The sequence below is a fragment of the Paenibacillus sp. DP01 genome (assembly GCF_044784315.1).
In the GTDB taxonomy this organism is placed as follows: domain Bacteria; phylum Bacillota; class Bacilli; order Paenibacillales; family Paenibacillaceae; genus Paenibacillus; species Paenibacillus polymyxa.
Map to the genome: position 1 here is coordinate 2,222,883 of NZ_CP173059.1, position 21,604 is coordinate 2,244,486.

The 21,604-nt window shown below is 45.8% G+C and carries 26 protein-coding genes; all 26 read left to right on the forward strand.

The features are described from left to right. The first annotated feature begins 17 nt into the window (after positions 1–17). The 26 genes from trmFO (at position 18) to flhB (ending at position 21,602) form a co-directional block, all read left to right on the forward strand. Complete coding sequence (gene trmFO / locus ACH59B_RS10050) at positions 18–1,358, forward strand: FADH(2)-oxidizing methylenetetrahydrofolate--tRNA-(uracil(54)-C(5))-methyltransferase TrmFO (protein WP_153794913.1); 1,341 nt, start codon at positions 18–20, stop codon at positions 1,356–1,358. Positions 1,359–1,384: 26 nt separating this feature from the next. Continuing rightward, a complete protein-coding gene (gene hslV, locus ACH59B_RS10055) occupies positions 1,385–1,927 on the forward strand; it encodes an ATP-dependent protease subunit HslV (RefSeq protein ID WP_013370669.1) in 543 nt (180 codons plus the stop codon). Positions 1,928–1,963: 36 nt separating this feature from the next. Continuing rightward, positions 1,964–3,364 carry an ATP-dependent protease ATPase subunit HslU gene (gene hslU / locus ACH59B_RS10060; RefSeq protein WP_243537365.1) on the forward strand — a complete coding sequence of 467 codons (1,401 nt, stop codon included), beginning with the start codon at positions 1,964–1,966 and terminating at the stop codon, positions 3,362–3,364. A 407-nt stretch (positions 3,365–3,771) separates the two neighbouring features. Continuing rightward, positions 3,772–4,179, forward strand: coding sequence for a flagellar basal body rod protein FlgB (gene flgB / locus ACH59B_RS10065; protein WP_019686986.1), 408 nt, complete (start codon positions 3,772–3,774; stop codon positions 4,177–4,179). 6 nt (positions 4,180–4,185) lie between these two features. Next, entirely contained in the window at positions 4,186–4,638 is a 453-nt protein-coding gene (flgC, locus tag ACH59B_RS10070; protein ID WP_013370672.1) for a flagellar basal body rod protein FlgC, read from the forward strand. 39 nt (positions 4,639–4,677) lie between these two features. Continuing rightward, on the forward strand, positions 4,678–4,992 hold the full coding sequence (gene fliE / locus ACH59B_RS10075) for a flagellar hook-basal body complex protein FliE (RefSeq protein ID WP_007430020.1): 315 nt from the start codon (positions 4,678–4,680) through the stop codon (positions 4,990–4,992). A 37-nt stretch (positions 4,993–5,029) separates the two neighbouring features. Continuing rightward, complete coding sequence (gene fliF / locus ACH59B_RS10080) at positions 5,030–6,613, forward strand: flagellar basal-body MS-ring/collar protein FliF (protein WP_164965511.1); 1,584 nt, start codon at positions 5,030–5,032, stop codon at positions 6,611–6,613. A gap of 11 nt (positions 6,614–6,624) precedes the next feature. Beyond that, complete coding sequence (fliG, locus tag ACH59B_RS10085; RefSeq protein WP_013370674.1) at positions 6,625–7,641, forward strand: flagellar motor switch protein FliG; 1,017 nt, start codon at positions 6,625–6,627, stop codon at positions 7,639–7,641. Then, the gene (locus ACH59B_RS10090) at positions 7,634–8,470 is read left to right on the forward strand and encodes a FliH/SctL family protein (protein WP_404303644.1); all 837 of its coding nucleotides are present in this window, start codon (positions 7,634–7,636) and stop codon (positions 8,468–8,470) included. Before fliG ends, ACH59B_RS10090 begins: the two co-directional genes overlap by 8 nt. Continuing rightward, a complete protein-coding gene (gene fliI, locus ACH59B_RS10095) occupies positions 8,457–9,776 on the forward strand; it encodes a flagellar protein export ATPase FliI (protein WP_016820950.1) in 1,320 nt (439 codons plus the stop codon). The genes ACH59B_RS10090 and fliI overlap by 14 nt, the downstream gene beginning before the upstream one ends. 10 nt (positions 9,777–9,786) lie before the next feature. After that, entirely contained in the window at positions 9,787–10,230 is a 444-nt protein-coding gene (gene fliJ / locus ACH59B_RS10100; protein WP_013370677.1) for a flagellar export protein FliJ, read from the forward strand. Between the two features lie 47 nt (positions 10,231–10,277). Next, positions 10,278–11,279, forward strand: coding sequence for a magnesium transporter MgtE N-terminal domain-containing protein (locus tag ACH59B_RS10105; protein WP_016820951.1), 1,002 nt, complete (start codon positions 10,278–10,280; stop codon positions 11,277–11,279). A 27-nt stretch (positions 11,280–11,306) separates the two neighbouring features. Then, positions 11,307–12,761 (forward strand): flagellar hook-length control protein FliK, encoded by a 1,455-nt coding sequence (locus tag ACH59B_RS10110; protein WP_090887201.1) that lies wholly within the window; start codon positions 11,307–11,309, stop codon positions 12,759–12,761. Positions 12,762–12,780: 19 nt separating this feature from the next. After that, entirely contained in the window at positions 12,781–13,314 is a 534-nt protein-coding gene (locus ACH59B_RS10115; RefSeq protein ID WP_016820953.1) for a flagellar hook capping FlgD N-terminal domain-containing protein, read from the forward strand. Next, positions 13,311–13,691, forward strand: coding sequence for a TIGR02530 family flagellar biosynthesis protein (locus ACH59B_RS10120; protein WP_016820954.1), 381 nt, complete (start codon positions 13,311–13,313; stop codon positions 13,689–13,691). Before ACH59B_RS10115 ends, ACH59B_RS10120 begins: the two co-directional genes overlap by 4 nt. A gap of 93 nt (positions 13,692–13,784) precedes the next feature. Further along, positions 13,785–14,594, forward strand: coding sequence for a flagellar basal body rod protein FlgG (flgG, locus tag ACH59B_RS10125; RefSeq protein WP_017427928.1), 810 nt, complete (start codon positions 13,785–13,787; stop codon positions 14,592–14,594). 60 nt (positions 14,595–14,654) lie between these two features. Further along, a complete protein-coding gene (locus ACH59B_RS10130; protein ID WP_013370683.1) occupies positions 14,655–14,879 on the forward strand; it encodes a flagellar FlbD family protein in 225 nt (74 codons plus the stop codon). Then, a complete protein-coding gene (locus ACH59B_RS10135; protein WP_013370684.1) occupies positions 14,876–15,349 on the forward strand; it encodes a flagellar basal body-associated FliL family protein in 474 nt (157 codons plus the stop codon). The genes ACH59B_RS10130 and ACH59B_RS10135 overlap by 4 nt, the downstream gene beginning before the upstream one ends. Before the next feature lie 43 nt (positions 15,350–15,392). Continuing rightward, on the forward strand, positions 15,393–16,391 hold the full coding sequence (gene fliM, locus ACH59B_RS10140; protein ID WP_016820956.1) for a flagellar motor switch protein FliM: 999 nt from the start codon (positions 15,393–15,395) through the stop codon (positions 16,389–16,391). Further along, entirely contained in the window at positions 16,381–17,691 is a 1,311-nt protein-coding gene (fliY, locus tag ACH59B_RS10145; RefSeq protein ID WP_016820957.1) for a flagellar motor switch phosphatase FliY, read from the forward strand. The genes fliM and fliY overlap by 11 nt, the downstream gene beginning before the upstream one ends. A 29-nt stretch (positions 17,692–17,720) precedes the next feature. Beyond that, a complete protein-coding gene (locus tag ACH59B_RS10150; protein ID WP_013370687.1) occupies positions 17,721–18,086 on the forward strand; it encodes a response regulator in 366 nt (121 codons plus the stop codon). 12 nt (positions 18,087–18,098) lie between these two features. Beyond that, positions 18,099–18,635 (forward strand): flagellar biosynthetic protein FliO, encoded by a 537-nt coding sequence (locus ACH59B_RS10155; RefSeq protein WP_017427929.1) that lies wholly within the window; start codon positions 18,099–18,101, stop codon positions 18,633–18,635. Next, positions 18,632–19,387: a flagellar type III secretion system pore protein FliP gene (fliP, locus tag ACH59B_RS10160; RefSeq protein WP_016820959.1), complete on the forward strand. Its 756-nt coding sequence runs from the start codon at positions 18,632–18,634 to the stop codon at positions 19,385–19,387. The genes ACH59B_RS10155 and fliP overlap by 4 nt, the downstream gene beginning before the upstream one ends. Positions 19,388–19,424: 37 nt before the next feature. After that, positions 19,425–19,694 carry a flagellar biosynthesis protein FliQ gene (gene fliQ / locus ACH59B_RS10165; RefSeq protein WP_016820960.1) on the forward strand — a complete coding sequence of 90 codons (270 nt, stop codon included), beginning with the start codon at positions 19,425–19,427 and terminating at the stop codon, positions 19,692–19,694. Between the two features lie 10 nt (positions 19,695–19,704). Continuing rightward, a complete protein-coding gene (gene fliR / locus ACH59B_RS10170; protein WP_029514389.1) occupies positions 19,705–20,490 on the forward strand; it encodes a flagellar biosynthetic protein FliR in 786 nt (261 codons plus the stop codon). Further along, positions 20,490–21,602 carry a flagellar biosynthesis protein FlhB gene (gene flhB, locus ACH59B_RS10175; protein ID WP_016820962.1) on the forward strand — a complete coding sequence of 371 codons (1,113 nt, stop codon included), beginning with the start codon at positions 20,490–20,492 and terminating at the stop codon, positions 21,600–21,602. Before fliR ends, flhB begins: the two co-directional genes overlap by 1 nt. Positions 21,603–21,604: the final 2 nt, after the last annotated feature.

Consider the following 21,604-nt stretch of genomic DNA (forward strand, 5'->3'; position numbering starts at 1 on the left):
AGCAGGGGGATTTAAAAGTGAGTGAACTACAAAAGGTAACGGTCATCGGAGCAGGTTTGGCGGGCAGCGAAGCTGCCTGGCAAATTGCAAGCCGTGGAGTGCCAGTTAAATTATATGAAATGAGACCGGTTGTAAAAACACCCGCACATCATACAGATAAATTTGCCGAACTTGTATGTAGTAATTCCTTGCGCGCGAACGGTCTGACGAATGCAGTAGGCGTATTGAAGGAAGAAATGAGAATACTAAACTCTTTGGTTCTGAGTGCGGCAGATCTCCATGCTGTTCCCGCTGGTGGGGCATTGGCAGTGGATCGTGATGGATTTTCCGGTCATATTACAGATACGCTTCATCAACATCCTTTGATCGAGGTCGTTAATGAAGAACTTCAGGAACTCCCGCAGGACGGTATCGTGGTCGTTGCCACGGGACCATTAACTTCTCCAGCTTTGTCAGAACAGATCAAAACGCTGATGGGAGAGGAGTATTTTTATTTCTACGATGCGGCAGCTCCGATTGTAGAGAAGGACTCCATTGATATGAGCAAGGTTTATCTGGCTTCCCGTTATGATAAAGGAGAAGCAGCTTACTTAAATTGTCCGATGAACGAAGCGGAATTCGATGCTTTCTATGAGGCTTTGATTACTGCTGAGGTGGCACAAGTCAAGGAATTCGAAAAAGAAATTTACTTCGAAGGATGTATGCCTATCGAAGTAATGATGCAGCGCGGGAAACAAACGGCATTGTTCGGACCAATGAAACCTGTAGGTCTCGTAAATCCACATACAGGGGAACTACCCTATGCAGTTGTTCAGCTTCGACAAGACAACGCTGCAGGTACGCTATATAATCTGGTTGGTTTCCAGACTCACCTCAAATGGGGGGAGCAAAAGCGTGTGTTTTCAATGATTCCGGGACTCGAAGAGGCAGAGTTTGTACGTTACGGTGTGATGCATCGCAATACCTTTATTAATTCTCCACAACAGCTTCACCCAACTTATCAGTTCAAGGGAAGAAGTAATCTGTTCTTTGCCGGACAAATGACAGGTGTAGAGGGTTATGTGGAGTCGGCGGCCTCAGGTTTGCTGGCTGGTATAAATGCAGCACGAGCAGCACGTGGACAGGAAATGTTCGTATTTCCTGCGGAAACGACACTAGGCAGTATGGCACGATATATTACAACTGCTGACTTCAAACATTTCCAACCGATGAATGCAAACTTTGGTCTTCTTCCAAAGCTGGAGACACGCATTCGTAACAAAAAGGAAAAGAATGAAGCTCTCGCAAATCGCGCGTTGGAAAGTTTGCGCGGTTATATTAACCAAACGGGAGTTATGTCAACAGAAGTACAGGCATAAGGATGAAGGAAAAGGAGGAGCGCGTTATGGATATGTCCTTTCATGCTACCACCATCTGTGCTGTACGCCATAATGGCAAAGGAGCTATTGCGGGTGATGGGCAGGTAACGTTCGGCAACAGTGTTGTGATGAAGCAGACGGCTAAAAAAGTACGTAGATTGTATCGTGGTCAGGTCGTTGCGGGATTTGCGGGTTCGGTGGCCGATGCTATCACATTGTTTGAAAAGTTTGAAAATAAGCTGGAGGAACATCACGGCAATCTTCAAAGGGCTGCTGTAGAACTGGCTAAGGACTGGCGGCAGGATCGTGTACTACGCAAGCTGGAAGCGTTAATGATTGTGATGGACTCGTCCGGGATGCTGCTCATCTCTGGAGGCGGAGAAATTATTGAACCTGACGATGATGTGTTGGCCATTGGCTCAGGTGGTAATTTTGCATTGGCAGCTGCTCGTGCTTTCAAACGTCATGGCTCTGGTATGGAAGCAAAGGACATGGCACGGGAAGCGTTAGAGGTTGCTTCGGAAATATGCGTGTATACGAACAGTCAGATTATCGTGGAAGAATTGTAAATCGGCTCTGAGTATTCAAGGGTGGAGGAATGCAAAATGAATAATCAATCGTTGACGCCCAGACAAGTGGTATCCGAGCTGGATAAGTATATTGTCGGACAAAAGGAAGCTAAAAAATCTGTTGCTGTTGCCTTGCGCAACCGTTATCGGCGTAGTAAACTGCCGGATGATATTCGGGATGAAATTGTGCCCAAAAATATTTTGATGATCGGACCGACAGGTGTGGGTAAAACTGAAATTGCACGTAGACTTGCGCGGCTAGTGGGGGCTCCTTTTGTCAAGGTAGAGGCGACCAAATTTACAGAAGTGGGTTACGTCGGTCGTGATGTGGAATCCATGGTGCGGGATCTGATGGAAACCTCTATCCGTATCGTCAAGTCGGAACGAACAGAGAATGTGAAAGATAAAGCAGAGGACATGGCAAATGAACGGATTGTCAATATCCTTGTACCTGCAGAAAAGTCAAATAAATCGCAACGAAACCCTTTTGAAATGCTGTTTGGCAATAACACAGGGACTTCGGTAGAAGAAGAACCGACACAACAGGACGGAACCTTAGCAGAGAAGAGACGTAAGGTTAAATTTGATCTGTTGTCCGGTAAGCTTGAGGATGATGTCATAGAGATTGATGTGGAGGATACCGCACCCAATATGCTCGATATGTTTGCTGGGCAAGGGAATGAACAAATGGGAATGAATATGCAGGAGATGTTCGGAAGTTTCCTGCCTAAGCGGACGAAGAAGCGCAAGCTACCAATCAAGGAAGCCCGCAAGGTACTGATTCAAGATGAAGCAGCCAAGTTGATCGATATGGATGATGTGATTCAGGAGTCTGTGAAGCGTGCTGAGCAATCAGGTATTATTTTTATTGATGAAATAGATAAGATTGCCAGCCAAGGCAAGGGAAGTGGCCCAGATGTGTCGAGAGAAGGAGTCCAGCGCGATATTTTACCTATTGTCGAGGGCTCTACCATTATGACCAAATACGGCCCGGTAAGAACAGATTACATTCTGTTTATTGCTGCAGGGGCTTTTCATGTGGCTAAACCATCAGACCTGATCCCAGAGCTTCAAGGTCGTTTCCCCATCCGGGTGGAGCTAAGTAGTCTGACCTTGGATGAGTTTGTGTCGATATTGACGGAGCCTAAAAATGCGCTGACCAAGCAATACACTGAACTGCTCCGCACCGAGGAAATAGAAGTCGAATTTTCTGCGGAAGCGATCCGTGAGATCGCTAGTATTGCCGAGTCCGTTAATCGCAACACCGAAAATATCGGCGCACGGCGTTTGCATACCATCCTAGAGAAGCTGCTGGAGGATCTGTCATTTGAAGCACCAGAGCTTACATTGGATCGTATGATTATCACCCCGGAATATGTCCGTGAGAAGCTGGGAGATATTGCCCAAAACAGGGACCTTAGTCAGTATATTTTGTGAACTGAGTGTCTAAAAATAGGGTGTGTGGTCCAGAATAACACTATCTTGCACCGTCGTTTAGTCCTAGACACAGGTTAAGTTGATGGTTTTTCTGTCTATTCCAAAAGTAGGACGTATAATCTTTTACAGGTGTAAAGTGCTAAGAAAACATTCATTTTTTTGAAAAAAACCTGAAAAATTTAACATTTTATGCATCTAAAGCCCTCTTTTTTAAAAAAGATAGGGCTTTTTTCTTATTGTAATTAGGTCCCAACTCTACGAAACTTAGAATATATGACAGAAAGTTAAGATTTTCTACTTAAGACCTAAAAGAAATGTATAATTATGAAATTTTATTGTCGAAAAAAAGTGAAAAATCTTGTTTTATTGAATCTTACTTTGGAGTAGACGCTGGAGGGAGGAGCTAAATGAATCTGCTGGGTGATGTAAGCTTTCAAAAGCTTCAGGCAGGTGTACAGGCGGCCAATACGAGACAACGTGTGATGGCCGATAATATTTCCAATGCGGATACCCCGTATTTTAAGCGTTCGGAGGTTTCATTTGAAGAACTGCTTCAGCAGCAAATGGACGGTGATGTCACGCCATTGCGTGGAAAAGTAACCAATTCAAGACATTTCCAAATAGGACCTGTGAACTCCATTCCTGATGCCACGGTCACCAAAGATGGGTACTCAGTCATGAATAACAACATGAACAACGTAGATATAGACAGAGAAATGAGTCTTATGGCTGAAAATCAACTAAGATATAATACCTACATCCAAGAAATTAATGAGCGCATCAAAATGATGAGAACAGCGGTAGAAGGGAGATAGGACGAGGTGAAGATTAACAACGGCTTTGATATTAGTGCATCTGCTCTTACGGCCCAGCGGTTGCGGATGGACGTTATATCGAGCAACATTGCCAACGCAGAGACGACTCGGGCGAAGGTAGAGAATGGACAAGCAATTCCATATCGGAGAAAAACGGTTGTTTTGGAGCCGAACCAATCTGGTTTTGCCGATGTTTTGAAGGCTCAAATGGAAGGAAGTAGTACAAGCGCCGCTGGCGTTAAAGTTTCGCAAATTCAGGAAGATCAGTCACCTTTGAAACCAGTGTATAATCCGGGTCATCCGGACGCTGATAAAGATGGCTATGTATATATGCCTAATGTAGACATAATGAAAGAAATGGTCGACATGATTTCCGCAACACGCTCATACGAAGCCAATGTAACAGCTCTGAATGCTTCAAAGGCGATGGTTTCCAAAGCGCTTGAAATCGGCCGCTAAGTTCCAGGACTACTAACTACTTAATAGGGAGAGTAAAACATGATTCAGAACGCCATGTTTAACGTACAGACACCGGTAATACAGCAGATTCAATCGCCTAACAATGAGTTGACGAAAGCGACGCCTTCCGAATCCTTGAAGGATTTTGGCTCCTTCCTAAAGGATGCTCTCAATGAAGTAGGGCAGCAGGAAGCCGCTACACACCAGATGTCCGACCAATTCATGGCAGGCAAAGTTGATGTAGATCAAGTCATGATCACTTCACAACAAGCGCTGCTTTCCCTGCAGCTTACTACACAGGTCCGAAACAAAGCGATCGAAGCCTATCAGGAGATCATGCGTACACAGATGTAAAGTGAGGGTTTAGCAAAGTTTCGGATGGGGTGACGGAGTGAACGAGAGAATCGCCCAATACCGGGATAGGATTTCCGGGTATTGGAATAATTTCAGTAAAAAACAGAAGATATTACTTGTTTCGACATTAGCATTCATCATTATCGCCATTGTAGTGCTAACGATGCAGTTTACCAAAACCGAGTATGAAGTGGCCTTCCGGGATTTAAATGCAAATGATGCCGCTGGGGTCATTAAATATCTCGATTCTGCGGGTATACCGTATCAGCTTAATGCTGGTGGGACACAAATTTCAGTCCCAACCGCTAGTGCAGATAAGGCGAAGGTAGATGTTGGGTCCCAAGGGCTGATACAGAAGGGGTCAATCGGCATGAGCGCCTTTGACCAGTCCTCCTCGGCCATTGGCATGACGGAGAACGAGTTCAATGTGAAGTACAATAACGCATTGAACGGCGAAGTACAGCAACTGTTGGAACGGATGGACGGTGTCCAAAGCTCCAAAGCTGTCATTAATATGCCAAAGGAAAACATCTTTGCCGGACTTGAAGAAAAGGACAAAGCCTCTGCTTCGGTTCAAATGGAATTCGAACCTGGTTTTACTCCCAATCAACAAGCGATCGACGGATATTTTAACCTGGTAAAAACGGCTGTACCGAATTTGCCAGTAGAAAACATTACGATCACCAATAAGGAGTATGAGTTAATTCCAACGGCTAAGGGCGGCCAAGGCGGACTCACGAGTGGTGTTCAGGAAAACATGGCTCTACAGAAGAAGTTTGAGAGCGATGTAAGGAATAATGTCCAACAATTTTTGTCGAAAATTGTTGGAGACGACAAGGTAAACGTGCTGGTTATGTCACAGCTAAATTTCGACAAAGTAACATCAAAGGAACAAATGGTCACACCTGTTGACCAAACGAAAATGAAGGGTATTGAAATCAGTGCCCAACAAATTCAGGAAAGTTATACGGGCAGTAGTGGACAGACTGGAGGAGTTGCAGGGACAGGAACGCAGGATGTCCCGGGTTACCCTGGAGGAGCCAATTCCGGCAATACCAGTTCGGATAAGAGCTCAAGTACGATTAACTACGAAGTTAACCGAATTGCAAGGGATATTATCCAAAGTCCGTACACTGTAAAAGATTTAACCATTAATGTAGCAGTTGAACCACCAACAGGTCAGCAAACGTTGGATACTGCAACTCAGACAGCAATTCAAAACATTTTGGTTAATATTGTAAGAGCGTCGCTAGCGAATTCCGGTACTACTTTTACAGACGCTGATTTGGCTAAAAAGGTTTCAGTGTTCTCACAAGCTACTCCGGCGCCTACGAGTACCAATACATTCTTCTCAGCTTCCAACCCGTGGATGTGGGGCATCGGAGCTGCAGTTCTGGCACTGTTGGCGGGTGTAATCTTCTTCATCGTACGCAGTCGTCGTAATCAGGAAGAAGAGTTGGATGAAGAATTGCAACTTATGCCAACGCCGACGGAATTCCCGTCCATTACTATGGAAAGTGTGACAAATGAAAGTCAAGTGCGTAAACAGCTTGAAAGTCTGGCGAAAAAGAAACCCGACGAATTCGTCAATCTGCTTCGTACATGGCTGGCTGACGAATAGAGGTGAGTTCATTGGCAAAGGCAAGCAGTCAAGGTTTAACGGGAAGACAGAAAGCAGCTATTCTTTTGATCACAATGGGGCCAGAAGTATCTGCTCAAATATTCAAGCATTTGCGTGATGAAGAGATCGAGCAACTTACATTGGAAATTGCCAATGTACGGAAGGTCGATGCCATTGAAAAGGACTCCATTATGGCCGAGTTTCATCAAATTTGCCTGGCTCAGGAGTACATTTCACAAGGCGGTATTAATTACGCCAAAGAAATATTGGAAAAAGCGCTCGGATCGCAAAAAGCAGTTGAGGTCATTAACCGTTTGACAGCGACATTACAGGTGAGACCTTTCGATTTTGCTCGTAAGGCGGATCCGAACCAGATATTGAATTTTATACAAAATGAGAATCCGCAAACCATTGCTCTCGTGCTTTCATACTTGCAGTTCGAGCAAGCGGCGGCAATTCTATCGTCCCTGCCACAGGAAAAGCAGGCAGATGTGGCCCGGCGTGTTGCTGTCATGGACAGTACATCTCCGGAAGTCATTTCTCAAGTGGAGAGAGTATTGGAGCAAAAGCTCTCAGCAACTGCGACGCAGGATTACACGAATGCAGGCGGTATCGAGTCTATCGTTCAGATTTTGAATGGCGTAGACCGCGGAACTGAGCGTACAATTCTCGACTCGCTTGAAATTCAAGACCCTGAACTGGCTGAGGAAATCAAGAAAAGAATGTTTGTTTTCGAGGATATCGTCAATGTGGACAACCGGTCCATTCAACGTATTATCCGCGATATCGACAATGCAGACTTGCAATTGGCGCTTAAAGTGTCCAGTGAAGAAGTACGCGATGTGATTTTCCGAAATATGTCGAAACGTATGGCAGAAACCTTCAAAGAGGAAATGGAGTACATGGGACCGGTGCGGCTGCGTGATGTGGAAGAAGCACAAACACGTATCGTATCAACGATCCGCAGATTGGAAGAGGCCGGTGAGATTATAATCGCACGCGGCGGAGGAGATGACATCATTGTCTAACTTGATTAAATCTTTCCAATATGTGCCTGTAGAGGCTTTGAAAACGATTGATGTGGCACATACGTACGTGTCAGAAACGACGGATGAAGAAATCACAACCGAATATACGGAGCCGGAGCCTCAGCGAGATTATGAGGCAGAACGGCTCCGAGATGAAATGCTGAATGATGCTAAGGACTTTGCCGAACGTCAGGTGCGCGAGGCGGCTGAAGAAGCGGAACGAATACTTCAGGAAGCACAGCAGCAGATTGAAGATTGGTGGCAGGAACGACGCGAGCATGACGATCAGTTGATTCAGTCGATAAAAGCAGATGGATTTCAGCAAGGATATGAAGAAGGCCAGAAGCTGGCCGAGGCTGAGCTTCAGACGAAATCGGAGCAGATGATGGAAGAAGCACAAGATATTCTGCGTCAGGCCTATGAGATTAAGGAACAACTGATTCAGGAAGCCGAGCCTTTTCTGGTTGAACTGAGTAGTGCGATTGCCGAGAAGGTGATTGAAAAACAGCTTAGTCTTGAACCGGAATATACGATTGAGTTAATTCGCAAAAATTTGGCTCGTAAGCGAGAAAAAGGAATCATTACATTGTGTGTGTCGCCTCAGCATTTCGCATTTGTGCAAGGTGCGCGGGAAGAATTGTCATTAACTGTCGATTCGCAGGCAGAACTGCAAATTATTCCTGATGGTACCGTAAAGGATCGCGGTTGCGTCATTCGTTCTTCCTTTGGAAGTGTGGACGCCCGGATCGATACGCAATTAGCTGAGATTAAAAAGGAACTACTGCGTCTGGCACATGAAAATGAGGAGCGAAGACATGAAGGGGCTTAATGCGCAGCGCTACATGGATCATTTGCGACAGCTGGACCCAGTTCGGGTGAATGGCAAGGTTACACAGGTTATCGGCTTGATGGTTGAATCGGAAGGTCCAGACGCTAGTATAGGGGATGTTTGTTATATTTATCCGGGCAAAGCGGCAAAGCCATTGCAGGCAGAGGTTGTTGGCTTCAGAGACAATAAAGTGCTTCTGATGCCACTTGGAGAACTACAATCCATTGGTCCTGGTTGTGATGTCGTAGGAACAGGGAAGCCGCTGAACGTGCAGGTTGGATCGGAGCTGTTAGGCAAGGTGCTGGATGGTTTGGGCCAGCCTTTGGACGGATCACTGATTCCCTCGCGGATGGCGAGATATTCAACTTTCAATATACCGTCCAATCCGCTGAATCGTCCGCGTGTACAGGAACCCATTAGTATCGGAGTACGTGCAATTGACGGGTTGCTTACGATTGGTAAAGGACAACGGGTTGGTATTTTTGCGGGTTCGGGTGTAGGTAAGAGTACTTTGATGGGGATGATTGCCCGTAATACGGAAGCAGATGTGAACGTAATTGCCCTGATCGGAGAACGTGGACGCGAGGTGCTGGACTTTATTGAACGGGATTTGGGCCCAGAGGGACTAGAACGCTCTGTAGTCATTGTGGCAACTTCCGACCAACCTGCGTTGATCCGCATTAAGGGTGCACTTATTGCAACGACGATAGCGGAGTATTTTCGGGATCGCGGGTTGAATGTCATGCTAATGATGGATTCAGTTACCCGGTATGCGATGGCTCAGCGTGAAGTCGGTCTAGCAGTAGGGGAACCACCAGCAATGAGAGGATACACTCCATCTGTGTTCGCTAGTCTGCCTAAGCTGCTGGAACGCGCAGGGACAGGACCTACTGGCTCTATAACCGCCTTTTATACGGTGTTGGTTGATGGTGACGACATGAACGAGCCCATCGCAGATGCGGTGCGTGGGATATTGGATGGACACATTGTCTTGAATCGCGGGATTGCGAACAAAGGACATTTTCCTGCAATTGATGTGTTAGCAAGTATTAGCCGGGTCATGAAGGACATTGCACCACGAGATCAGATAGATGCTGCCGAAAACATTAAGCGCTTGATGGCCATTTACAAAGATTCAGAGGACCTGATTAACATTGGGGCTTATCAACAGGGTTCGAATGCAGAAATTGACGAATCTATGGAGCGCATACGGGATATATGGGATTTTACAAGACAAAGAACGGATGAAAAGGCTGAACTGGACGAAGTACGAGAACGTTTGATTTCTGAATTTACGAGGAGATGAAGGTTGAACGATGAGATTTCAGTATTCCTTTCAAAAAGTTGTAGACTTGAAAACGAACGAAAAGTCACAGGCTGAATGGCTGCTTTCCAGTGCTGTTGGACAATTGCAGGTTGAGGAGCAGACATTAACACAGCTTATAGGCGAAAGGAATCGGGTCATATCCGCCATTCAAAAGGCTGCCGAAGATTGCGCGCCACTCTCTAGCATTCAGGAATTACAAGCTTATGTCAATCATCTGGACCAATGTATTACACGCAAGCATAGGGATGTTCAATATGCGCAGCAAAATGTGCAAAGCAAACAAACCGTTTTGACCGATAAAATGCTGGATGAACAAGTTTGGCTGAAAGCGAGAGAGAAGGCCAACGTGAAATTCCAACAGGAAATGCTCCTGCGCGAGCAGAATGAGCTGGATGAAATGGCTTCCGTGCGATTTGCCATGAAAGCCCGGTAAGCGGAACGTCATAGGATACGCATATCAGCTGCCTGAGGAGGAAGACGATGGCACAGAAGTTAGCAGAAAATGAACTGGATATGGATTTAGGGAAAGAATCAGGCGGGGGATTTGAACGGTTTATGTTTTTCCTGATTCCGATTGTTTTCACAATTGTTCTGGTCGGAGTCTTGCTCACACTGTTCAATATGGACTTCAGAAGCGAAATGATCTCATTAGGGAACAAAATACCAATTGTTAAAAATTGGATTCCTGAACCGAAGGATAAGGCAACCCAGACAAAAGAGGCAGATCAGAAGGCACAGTCTGAAAGCTCTGAAGCAACCATTCAGCAGTTAAAAGCGGATTTAGCCAAGCAGACGGAAGAACTCAAAAAGGCTACGGCTGCTAAGACGACACAAGATAAAAAGGTTACTGAACTTCAGAATCAGGTCAATACACTGCAAACGCAACAGGAACAACAGTCGCAGACGGGTCAACAGGGACAGGTCGGGCAGCAGGGACAAGCAGGTACGCAAACTACAGATGGAACAACAAATGAAGATCCTTATGTAAAACAGACCAGAGAACTTGCCAGCATGTATGAAGGAATGACGGCAAGTAAAGCTGCACCGATTATGGAGAATCTGACTACGGAAGAGACCGTGCAGCTGTTAAGTTATATGGACCCTGCCAATAGTGCAAAGATTTTGCAAAAGATGGACGCTAAAAAAGCAGCGGATATTACGATGGCTCTGAAAAACGTAACGCCATCTACGGATTTATCGGTAGCGGCGTTGCAGTCCCGTTTGAAAAAGGATCAGGGTAGTACAGCTGGAACGACGAGTAAAAGTCTGCAAAGTACTCAAATCAGCAGCACATTTGCTTCCATGGACAAGAAAAGTGGTGCCGAACTTATTTTACAAACTTACAAAATCAGCCCAGATAAGGCATTAAACATATTAAATACAGTAGATGATTCGACACGTGCTTCTTTACTGCAAAATATGTCTGCGAAGGATGCAGGTCAGACCGCGAAAATTTTGAATAAGCTGATGGGCAGTAAGTAATTTAAATTGAAGGGAGGTGAAAAATATATGACCCTTATTTCTCAAAGTGTATCTCTTAGCTCTAGCCCAACAGCTAGCAGTACGACAGCGTCAGCAACAAGTACAACCACGGCTGCTGGAGCAACCACGGGCGCCTTTAATCAAACACTAACGCAAATGATGACAGGCGGGCAAACAGGCTCAGCTGGAACAGATGCGAATGGTTCTCCATTAGTTATGGTACTACCGCTTATTGCAAACGGAGAATCTGCGGAAGCTCCAACCGAGCCGCTTGTTGAAACATTGGCTCCTTTGCTGCAAAATCTCGAAAAGTTGGATGATCAGGTAGTTGCCGATCCTGCGCTGCTTGCAACTTTACAATCGTGGATTCAGCAAGTACAACAGTTTTTGCAAGGCAATGGAACAAATCAACAGGCAGACGGCGGGGAAACGGCAGAGGCTACAGGCTTAACAGCCTTGGCAGCTAATCCGGCAACTCTTCGGTTTGCATTACAGGACGCTTTGTCACAACTTGCCAATGTAGCAGAGCAGGCTTCGGGCGACCAAAAGGCTAAGGTGACACAGTTACTACAATCGCTTCAAAGCGCAACAGCTGGGACTGGAGCTATTTCCGATGAGCAGTGGAATGGAGTATTGAAAGCTGTGGAACTTGCTGATAGTGGAGATTCACAAGTGGTTCAGCCTTCTGCGCAACGGGCAAACGGTGCTCAGACATTAACTGCAGCATCTACAAACAAACAGGTTGCTCCTCAGCAGCAAGCAAGTCAGGGTGAAACTAGCCAGCAAGGCTCAGAAGGACAACGTTCATCAACGAATCTTCTCGTTCAGTCCGCAGTTAAAACGACTGTAACGGATGAAGCGGGTACATTCGTAGATGCAGCTGAGCAAGCGGATCCGTCGGCAACTGATAATCAGACTCCGGTGATCACGACTGCGGGGCAGCTTTCGGTACAAACGCAGGGAACAACACCTTCGGCTCCGGCTCAACCAGTCGTACATGTACGACAATTTGCCAAGGAGATGACTGAGTTTGTAGTGCAGAAACTTGATATTGTAAAGCACACTGGTTTGACAGAAGCGACCATCATGCTTCGTCCAGATCATCTGGGCCAGCTGGAGGTTAAGCTGACGATGCAAAACGGCCATCTGGTTGCCCAGTTTATGACTGAGCATAGCGGGGCGAAGGATCTGCTGGAACAGCAAATGTCTCAGTTGCGTACGAGTCTTCAGAGTCAAGGTATTCAAGTGGATAAAGTAGAAGTAACGCACAACGAGTCGCTATCCTCCCATATGTATCAGGATGGACGCGGTTCTGGAGCTAATCAGCAGCAGCAATCTAACCAACGTTCTAAAGCTCGAGGTAGAGAAGAGAGCGAAGATGCTTTGAAGGTAGCTGAAATGACAGAAGAGCTTCGTAACTGGACAGCAGAACAACGCGCAGATGACATGAATCGGACAGGCTCCTTTACAGCACAAGCGTAATGATGGAGGTGAGAACACAATGACGACTACAGACAACAATGTATCCACCAGTAACGTCTGGCCGAATTACAATGTGAATAATGTCAAAACAGCAAGCGCCAAGGATACTAAGACGATGGGTAAAGATCAATTTTTAAAAATCTTGATCACTCAGCTACAAAATCAGGATCCAATGCAGCCTTTGGAGGATAAAGAATTTATCGCCCAAATGGCACAGTTTTCCTCGGTAGAACAACTGATGAACATATCTACGCAGTTGACTGCATTGGGCCAGTCTTTGGGTACAGCTTCTGGTTTGATAGGAAAAGAGGTTAGCTGGATTGAGCCGGGTAAAAAGGATTCCATTACAGGTGAAGCAGGCGCAGGTACAGTGAAAAGTGGAATCGTAGATTCCATCGTTATTCGCGACGGTGTGCAGTATGCCAAAATGGGAGCGGCTGAGGTGGCATTAAAAGATGTAACATCAGTAAGCCAGGCTAACACAACGGCTCCTGTTACTGATACGTCAGATACTACATCTTCTTCCTCTACTGGAAGCGGTGAGAACTCATGAATGACAGGATAACGGTCGGACGCCTTTTTCCTACCAATGTTCCTCCGGCAGCGATTTCTCAAAACCGAGTAAATTCGGTAACAAAGGACACCAAGCCGTTTGGTCAGGTGTTGCAGGAACAGGTGCTCAAGCTCAGCAACCATGCAGCCAAGCGACTGGAGCAGCGAGGAATAGAGTTGAGAAGTGACCAAATGGCGAAAATTAACTCTGCTGTGGATAAGGCTGCTGCCAAGGGCGCTAAAGAATCTTTGATTTTAATGCAAGATATGGCTTTGATTGTTAGTGTGCCTAATCGAACAGTTGTTACTGCGATGGACAAGCAGTCCATGGAGGATAACGTATTTACGCAGATAGATAGTGCTGTAATTATTTCATAATAAGTGGCTGGCCCGAATAGGAAAGCCATGAAAAAGCCGCGGATCGACTGATGCGGCCAACTAAGCAACCAATCAGAGGAGGATTTATACTCAATGTTGAGATCAATGTATTCAGGTGTATCGGGCATGAAGGGCTTTCAAACAAAGCTGGACGTTATCGGTAACAACATTGCAAACGTAAATACTACAGGCTTCAAGTCCAGCCGAGTGATGTTCAAGGATATTTTGAGCCAAACCAGCTCGGGCGCAAGTGCACCTGATGCTACGACAACTGCAGGTCAAAATGCCAAGCAGGTTGGTCTAGGGGTGTCCGTCAGCTCAATTGATACGATGCATCTTCCGGGTAGTGCAATGACTACGAATAATCCAACGGATTTACGGATTAACGGTGACGGTTTTTTCCTGGTCAAAATGAATGATGCACAGGAAGTCCCTTATCTGACTCGTGCGGGTGATTTTCACGTAGATGCGAACCGAAATCTGGTGACTTCCGATGGGTTTTTCGTAGGGGATGCAGGTGGTGATCCTATCACACTTGCTGACAATGTTACATCGTTCTCCATCTCGCAGGATGGCACAATTGTGCAGCAATTGGATGACGGAACAGTTGACAATGGTACGCAAATTGGATTAGCCAGAGTCACAAACCCAGAAGGTCTGGAAAAAATCGGTGGAAGCTTGTACCGTACTACGGTCAACTCAAATATTGATGCAATTGAGCCTGGAGTAGCGAATGCAGATGGTCTTGGAGCTATCATCGCGGGTCAGCTGGAAATGTCCAACGTTGATCTGACAGGCGAATTTACCGAAATGATCGTGGCTCAGCGTGGATTCCAAGCGAACTCACGTATCATTACGACTTCGGATGAAGTGCTTCAGGAAGTTGTAAACTTGAAACGATAATCTCATTTAAACGCGGAGGAGTAGAGGCTCCTCCGCACCTATCAGGAGGTTGGTGTTACGATGATCCCGTTAACGCGGCTGAACGGCTCGCCTATGTGGCTTAATGCGCTGCTCATTGAGACTGTGGAGGAAACACCGGATACATACGTCACTTTGGTGACGGGGAAACGGTTGATTGTATTGGAAAAAGCGGCAGATGTCGTCTCCTTGATCAAGAGTTACAGCCGTGAAATCGGCATGCATGCCGCCACGATAAAAGTGCAACAAATGGAGGAAGACGAATGAAGAAGATGCTGCCATGGCTCATTACAATTTTACTCGCGATTACTTTGATTGCAGGCGCGGCCTTTGTACTTATACCAGCGCTTAGCGGGAAGAAGTCGGAAGTCATACCGAATGCGCAAGCCGCTCAAGCAGAACAACTTCCAAGATTGTCAGCGGATGAATTGGTGGAAGTAAGCTCTGAAATTACCGGTATCAAAACGAATTTGGCAGACGCAGATTACATTGTACAGATGAATCTTGCTTTTCAATTGAATGATGCCAAAGCAAAAGAAGCTTTTGAAAAAATTAAGGACATCAGTATTAAGCCCATCGTTATTCAATTACTTGCAGACACCAAACCTGATGAGCTCAGAACGGCTAAAGGCCGGGATCAGTTCAGTGACAAGCTGACGGATCTCATCAACAAGTCGCTCCCTGAAGGTCACCTGGGGAACGCCAAAATTACAGACTTTTTGCTGGCAGCCATTTGATTCCAGGTGATCTTGTCAGGAACACGTAAGGGGGTGAATAACATTGGTGGATGTACTGTCACAAGGGGAAATTGATGCCCTTTTAGCAGCTCTCTCGTCCGGTGAAATGGATGCGGAAGAACTCAAAAAGGAAGAAACCCAAAAGAAAGTTCGCGCTTATGATTTCAAGAGAGCGCTTAGGTTTTCCAAGGACCACATACGAAGTCTGACGCGGATACACGAGAACTTTGCACGGTATCTGACCACTTATTTTTCAGCACAGCTTCGTACTTTTGTCCAAATTAATGTCGTTCAGGTGGAGCAGCTTCCATATGATGAATTCATTCGCTCCATTCCGAAAATGACCATTCTAAACATTTTTGAAGCTGAACCACTGGAAGGCCGAATGGTGCTTGAGGTTCACCCGAACGTAGCTTATGCCATGCTGGACAGGCTTCTCGGAGGAACAGGTTCGGCACCAACTAAGGTTACCGCATTGACCGAAATCGAGACGACGATCATGGAGCGAATTTTCAGCCGTACCTTTGATAGCCTGCAAGAGGCTTGGAAAACGGTACTGGACATTGAACCACGTCTAGAGGCTATGGAAACAAATCCGCAGTTCATGCAGATTGTTTCGCCGAATGAGACGATTGCTCTGATTTCGCTTAGCACCAAAATTGGTGATACCACAGGGATGATTAACCTCTGTATCCCGCACGTGGTATTGGAACCTATTATGGCCAGACTGTCCACGCACCAGTGGTTTACATCCGAAAAGAAATCAAGGGCGCCTGAAGAGATAGACGCCTTGAGATTACGGGTCACCAAAGCAGAGCTTCCTATTATTGCGGAGTTGGGTGAATCCCGGATAAATGTAGCTGAGTTTTTAGGCCTTTCGGTAGGGGATGTCATTTCATTGAACAAGCCAGTCAAAGAAGGACTATCCATCCGGGTAGGCGAGAGATTGAAGTTTATGGGAAGTCCCGGCATGGTAAGAGATCGTGTTGCCGTACAAATTGATGAAATTGTCAACGAAGGAGTTGAAGAAATTGACGAGTAAAGACTATTTGTCCCAGGAGGAAATTGATGCCTTGCTGAAACAGTCTGAAGCGGGGACGGATTCTACTCCCGCAGGCAAGACCGTTGACGATTTTCTGACTTCCCTGGAGCAAGATGCTCTCGGGGAAATCGGTAATATAACGTTCGGCAGCGCAGCTACGGCTCTTTCCACACTGCTCGGTCAAAAGGTGGATATTACGACACCTAAAGTTTCAATTATTACACGTTCTGAATTTGAAACTGCATTTCCAAAGCCGCACGTAGCCGTACATGTAAATTATGTCGATGGATTTGAAGGCATTAACTCGCTCGTAATTAAAAAGCGTGATGCGCAGGTTATAGCAGATTTAATGCTTGGTGGTGGAGGAAATCCGGCAGATGAAGAATTGAATGAAATTCACATCAGTGCTGTGCAGGAAGCGATGAACCAGATGATGGGATCGTCTGCGACCTCTATGTCTACCATGTTTAATCGTTTTGTTAATATCTCTCCACCAGGGATTGATATTTTGGATCCTCTGCACGGTGATGGAGTATCCAGCCTGCCAGATGAAGAGACGCTGATTACAGTATCCTTCCGGTTATTGATTGGAGATCTGATTGACTCTACACTGATGCAACTGTTACCTGTTAATTTCGCCAAGAAGATGGTGAGCATCTTAATGAATGGCGGAGAGGATGACGAGCAACCGCAAGCATCCGTACAGCAGGCAGCTGCAACAGCTGCTCCCGAAGCGCCGACACAAGCTAGTACTCCGCAGCCGCCGTCACCAGCCTACCAACAGCCGCCTGCAGCCGCGCAGGTGCCGCAAGATGTAGGCTATGGGCAACAACCGCCGATGTATCCTCAAGACCCGGGATATGGGCAGCAGGGCGCTCCAGGGTATGGAACGCCGGGTTATGGAATGCCAGCAGGTGTACCGCCGCAAGTGCCTTATGGAACGCCTCATCATTACGGGGCCGTACCGCCAGGGCGCAATGTAAATGTGCAGCCTGTACAATTTTCTAACTTGCAGTCCGGTGGATTTCCGCAAGTGGATGAAAACAATTTAAATTTATTGATGGACATTCCCCTTAGAGTCACCGTAGAATTAGGAAGGACCCAAAAGCAAATTAAAGATATTCTGGAGCTCTCACAAGGTTCAATTATTGAACTGGACAAGCTTGCCGGGGAGCCGGTGGACATTATGGTTAACAACAAACTGATTGCCAAGGGCGAGGTTGTCGTAATCGACGAGAACTTTGGCGTGCGTGTAACGGATATTGTAAGCCAATGGGACCGAATTCAAAAATTACAATAAAAGCATAATTTAGGGAGGATTTATTTCAGATGGCAAACCGTATTTTGATCGTGGACGATGCTGCATTTATGAGAATGATGATTCGGGACATCCTGTCCAAAAATGGATTTGAAGTAGTAGGAGAGGCCCAGGATGGATCACAGGCCATTGAAAAATTCAAGGAGCTTCGTCCGGACCTGATTACGATGGATATCACGATGCCTGAGATGGACGGCATTGCCGCTCTGAAGGAAATCAAACAAATTGATCCGAATGCAAAGGTTATCATGTGTTCCGCGATGGGTCAGCAAGCTATGGTAATTGATGCCATTCAAGCTGGCGCAAAAGATTTTATCGTTAAGCCATTCCAATCGGATCGGGTTATCGAAGCCATCAACAAAACACTGGGTGTGTAAGGCGCATCCAGTATGGATACACAACAGGGTGCCTCTGACGCTTTGAGTACATCCAGCAATATAGGAAACATTGCTTGGGTCCTTTTCGTGCTAATCTTTATCATCGTACTGATCGTGTACTTGATACGGTTTTTGAGTAAAAGAAATCAGAGCTGGTTCAGCAACCGCTCCGTTCGCATACTGGGAGGCGTGGGGCTTGGCCCCAATAAATCCCTTCAGCTTGTTGAAGTTGGTAGCAGTGTGTACCTCATTGGTGTGGGAGAAGATATCCGGCTTGTTGACAAAGTATCCGATCCTGAAGAAGTGGAGCAAATTTTGGCCGCACTGGAGCAGGAAGCTTCTCTGCAGCGCGGCCCGATTGCCCCGCTATTCGCTAAAATTGCGGATAAGCTTCGCCGGAACAACGCGGCACAGCAGCAGCAGTCTGAAGAGGAGACGTCTTTTCATGAGATGTTTGAATCCAAGCTCCGGCAGATGCCGAATCGCAAGGATAAACTTGAAAAGCTGCGCAATGAGGAGAATACTACAGATCGGTCGGGAGATTCATGAGAAAAAAGATTATACTAGCATGTTTGCTGCTTGTCTTATTCAGCTTCATTTCGGTGACGGCGGCCTCTGCGGAACCGATTCCGAACATTGATATTCAAGTCGGCAATTCGGACAAAGGACAGCCCGGTGCCACCTCGCTGTCTATTATTTTACTTATTACTGTCATTAGTGTAGCGCCCGCGTTGCTTGTACTTATGACAAGTTTTACGCGTATCGTGATTGTACTTGGCTTTGTGCGAACTTCACTGGGAACTCAGCAGATGCCGCCCAATCAGGTGCTTGTCGGACTGGCCTTGTTTCTCACCTTATTTATTATGGCACCGACCTTCTCCGCTATGAACGAAACTGCGCTTCAGCCGTATCTCAAGGGGGATATAACACAGTCTCAGGCACTGGATAAGGCATCGGTACCCATTAAGACCTTTATGTTCTCTCATACACGTGAGAAGGATCTACTGCTCTTTATGAAATACACCAAGATGGAAAAACCAAAGAATTATCAAGATATTCCACTAACGGTGATGGTTCCGGCTTATGCAATCAGTGAGTTGAAAACGGCATTTCAGATGGGCTTTATGATTTTCATACCCTTTTTAGTTATAGACATTGTGGTGGCGAGTACTCTCATGGCTATGGGGATGATGATGCTACCGCCGGTAATGATCTCGCTTCCTTTTAAAATACTGCTCTTCGTACTTGTAGATGGTTGGTATTTGGTCGTCAAATCATTACTACTGAGTTTTAATACATGAATACTTTCTGCAAGGACAGCAATCAAGGAGGACGGCAATGACTTCGGAGTTTATTATTTCCCTGGCTGGGCAAGCGGTGTACATTGTACTCAAGGTGAGTGCTCCGATGCTGATTTTGGGGCTAGTCGTGGGTTTGATCATCAGTATTTTTCAAGCGACAACTCAAATTCAGGAGCAGACACTGGCCTTTGTTCCGAAGATTGTCGCCGTATTGCTGGCATTGCTTTTGTTCGGGCCCTGGATATTGACTTCATTAGTGGACTTTACGTATAACATTCTGGACAATCTGTACAAATATATAGGTTAGGCTGAAAGTGATGAACATATTGTTGCAGAGTTTTCCTGTTTTTTTGCTGATTTTTTGTCGGATTACCTCGTTTTTTGTAGTAGCGCCTATTTTTTCAACCCGAGGGGTACCTAATATCTTTAAGGTCGGAATTTCAGGATTTCTAGCTTTGGTCGTGTATCTTACGTATGGTACGCATCAACAGGTGCCGACCGATGTAGCATATGTGCTGTTAGTAGGGCGTGAGGTGCTGATCGGGTTGTTGTTGGGGTTTACTGCATACTTGTTCATGACAGCGATCCAAACCGCAGGCTCTTTTATTGATCTTCAGGTGGGCTTCGGGATGGCCAATGTGCTCGATCCTATGACAGGTGCTTCATCGCCTTTGACAGGGAATTTTAAGTTTGCTATAGCTATATTGTTTTTTTTGAGTATAAACGGGCACCATCATCTGCTAAATGCTATTTTATACAGTTATGATTGGGTACCGTTGACAAATGATTTTTTTATAAAGCTGTATGGTGGCAGTGTAACTGAATTCCTGGTACGTTCTTTTGCGGAATCATTTATGCTGGCCTTTCAAATTGCTGCTCCCATAGTAGTAGCTACCTTTTTAACGGATGTGGGACTTGGCTTTTTAGCTAAAACAGCACCGCAGTTTAATATTTTTGTCATTGGTGTTCCGCTCAAAATTTTTGTTGGATTGTTCATGTTACTGCTTCTTATGCCAAGTTTTGCTTTTATATTCGAAAGATTGTTTTCTGTGATGTTCGAATCCATGCGCAACTTGTTGGATATTATGGGTAATCGTCCTTAATGTCTGGTCTGGAGGAACGTAGTTTGTCATTTAAATATGCTATGAACCTGCAGTTGTTCTCAGGGGAAAAAACGGAAAAAGCTACACCCAAGAAGAAACAGGATGCAAGACAAAAAGGGCAGGTTGCCAAGAGCATGGAGTTGCCCGCTGCTGGTGTCCTGCTAGTTACGTTTTTTTGCCTCATGATTTTCGGCGGGTATTTTAAGGATCATGCGGTCCGCTTATTTCGGGATATTTTTGTGAATCGGCTGTCTATGGAAGTAACACCGAATACAACGCTGCTCATGATGGGTGAGTATGGTGTGCAAATTTTAATTATGCTGGCTCCTATTTTTGTGGGTGCCATTGTCATCGGGGTAGTGGCGAATTACATGCAGATCGGTTTTTTATTAGTTGGAGAGGGTATTACACCCAAATTCAGCAAAATCGACCCAATTAAAGGATTCAAAAATATTTTTTCCATGAGGTCATTAGTTGAATTCCTGAAATCTGTTTTAAAAATGACCGTAATTGGTTATCTGGTGTACAGCGTACTTTGGAAAACAAAGGCTGACCTACCCAAACTGGCTGAGATGTCCGGCGACCAGATGTTGAGTTTTACGGCTTCATTAACAATGGAACTGGGACTCAAAATTGGTGTGGTGCTGTTCATTTTAGCAATATTGGATTATATGTATCAACGTTATGAGCATGAGAAAAATCTGAAAATGTCCAAACAGGATATCAAAGATGAGTACAAGAAAATGGAGGGTGACCCGCTGATCAAAGGGAAAATTCGCGAGCGGCAGCGCCGTATGGCTATGCAGCGCATGATGCAGGAGGTTCCTAATGCAGATGTCATCATCACCAACCCTACGCACTTTGCTGTGGCTTTGAAATATGACGGTTCGGAGATGGAGGCGCCGCAGATTATTGCGAAAGGACAAGATTATGTCGCGCTCCGAATTAAGGAAATTGCCAAGCAAAACGGCGTTATAACGATGGAAAACAAGCCGCTGGCGCGGGCGCTGTTTCAAAGAGCCGAAATCGGGGATGCGATACCAGCTGATCTTTTTCAGGCCGTTGCTGAAGTGCTGGCGTATGTATATAAATTAAAAGGTAAAGTGAAATAAAG

Coding starts and splice junctions, on each gene's coding strand:
- hslV (WP_013370669.1), top strand. CDS start 1,385: ATGGATATGTCCTTTCATGCTACCACCATCTGTGCTGTACGCCATAAT.
- hslU (WP_243537365.1), top strand. CDS start 1,964: ATGAATAATCAATCGTTGACGCCCAGACAAGTGGTATCCGAGCTGGAT.
- flgB (WP_019686986.1), top strand. CDS start 3,772: ATGAATCTGCTGGGTGATGTAAGCTTTCAAAAGCTTCAGGCAGGTGTA.
- fliE (WP_007430020.1), top strand. CDS start 4,678: ATGATTCAGAACGCCATGTTTAACGTACAGACACCGGTAATACAGCAG.
- fliI (WP_016820950.1), top strand. CDS start 8,457: ATGAAGGGGCTTAATGCGCAGCGCTACATGGATCATTTGCGACAGCTG.
- fliJ (WP_013370677.1), top strand. CDS start 9,787: ATGAGATTTCAGTATTCCTTTCAAAAAGTTGTAGACTTGAAAACGAAC.
- ACH59B_RS10105 (WP_016820951.1), top strand. CDS start 10,278: ATGGCACAGAAGTTAGCAGAAAATGAACTGGATATGGATTTAGGGAAA.
- ACH59B_RS10110 (WP_090887201.1), top strand. CDS start 11,307: ATGACCCTTATTTCTCAAAGTGTATCTCTTAGCTCTAGCCCAACAGCT.
- ACH59B_RS10115 (WP_016820953.1), top strand. CDS start 12,781: ATGACGACTACAGACAACAATGTATCCACCAGTAACGTCTGGCCGAAT.
- ACH59B_RS10120 (WP_016820954.1), top strand. CDS start 13,311: ATGAATGACAGGATAACGGTCGGACGCCTTTTTCCTACCAATGTTCCT.
- flgG (WP_017427928.1), top strand. CDS start 13,785: ATGTTGAGATCAATGTATTCAGGTGTATCGGGCATGAAGGGCTTTCAA.
- ACH59B_RS10130 (WP_013370683.1), top strand. CDS start 14,655: ATGATCCCGTTAACGCGGCTGAACGGCTCGCCTATGTGGCTTAATGCG.
- ACH59B_RS10135 (WP_013370684.1), top strand. CDS start 14,876: ATGAAGAAGATGCTGCCATGGCTCATTACAATTTTACTCGCGATTACT.
- ACH59B_RS10150 (WP_013370687.1), top strand. CDS start 17,721: ATGGCAAACCGTATTTTGATCGTGGACGATGCTGCATTTATGAGAATG.
- ACH59B_RS10155 (WP_017427929.1), top strand. CDS start 18,099: ATGGATACACAACAGGGTGCCTCTGACGCTTTGAGTACATCCAGCAAT.
- fliP (WP_016820959.1), top strand. CDS start 18,632: ATGAGAAAAAAGATTATACTAGCATGTTTGCTGCTTGTCTTATTCAGC.
- fliQ (WP_016820960.1), top strand. CDS start 19,425: ATGACTTCGGAGTTTATTATTTCCCTGGCTGGGCAAGCGGTGTACATT.
- fliR (WP_029514389.1), top strand. CDS start 19,705: ATGAACATATTGTTGCAGAGTTTTCCTGTTTTTTTGCTGATTTTTTGT.
- flhB (WP_016820962.1), top strand. CDS start 20,490: ATGTCTGGTCTGGAGGAACGTAGTTTGTCATTTAAATATGCTATGAAC.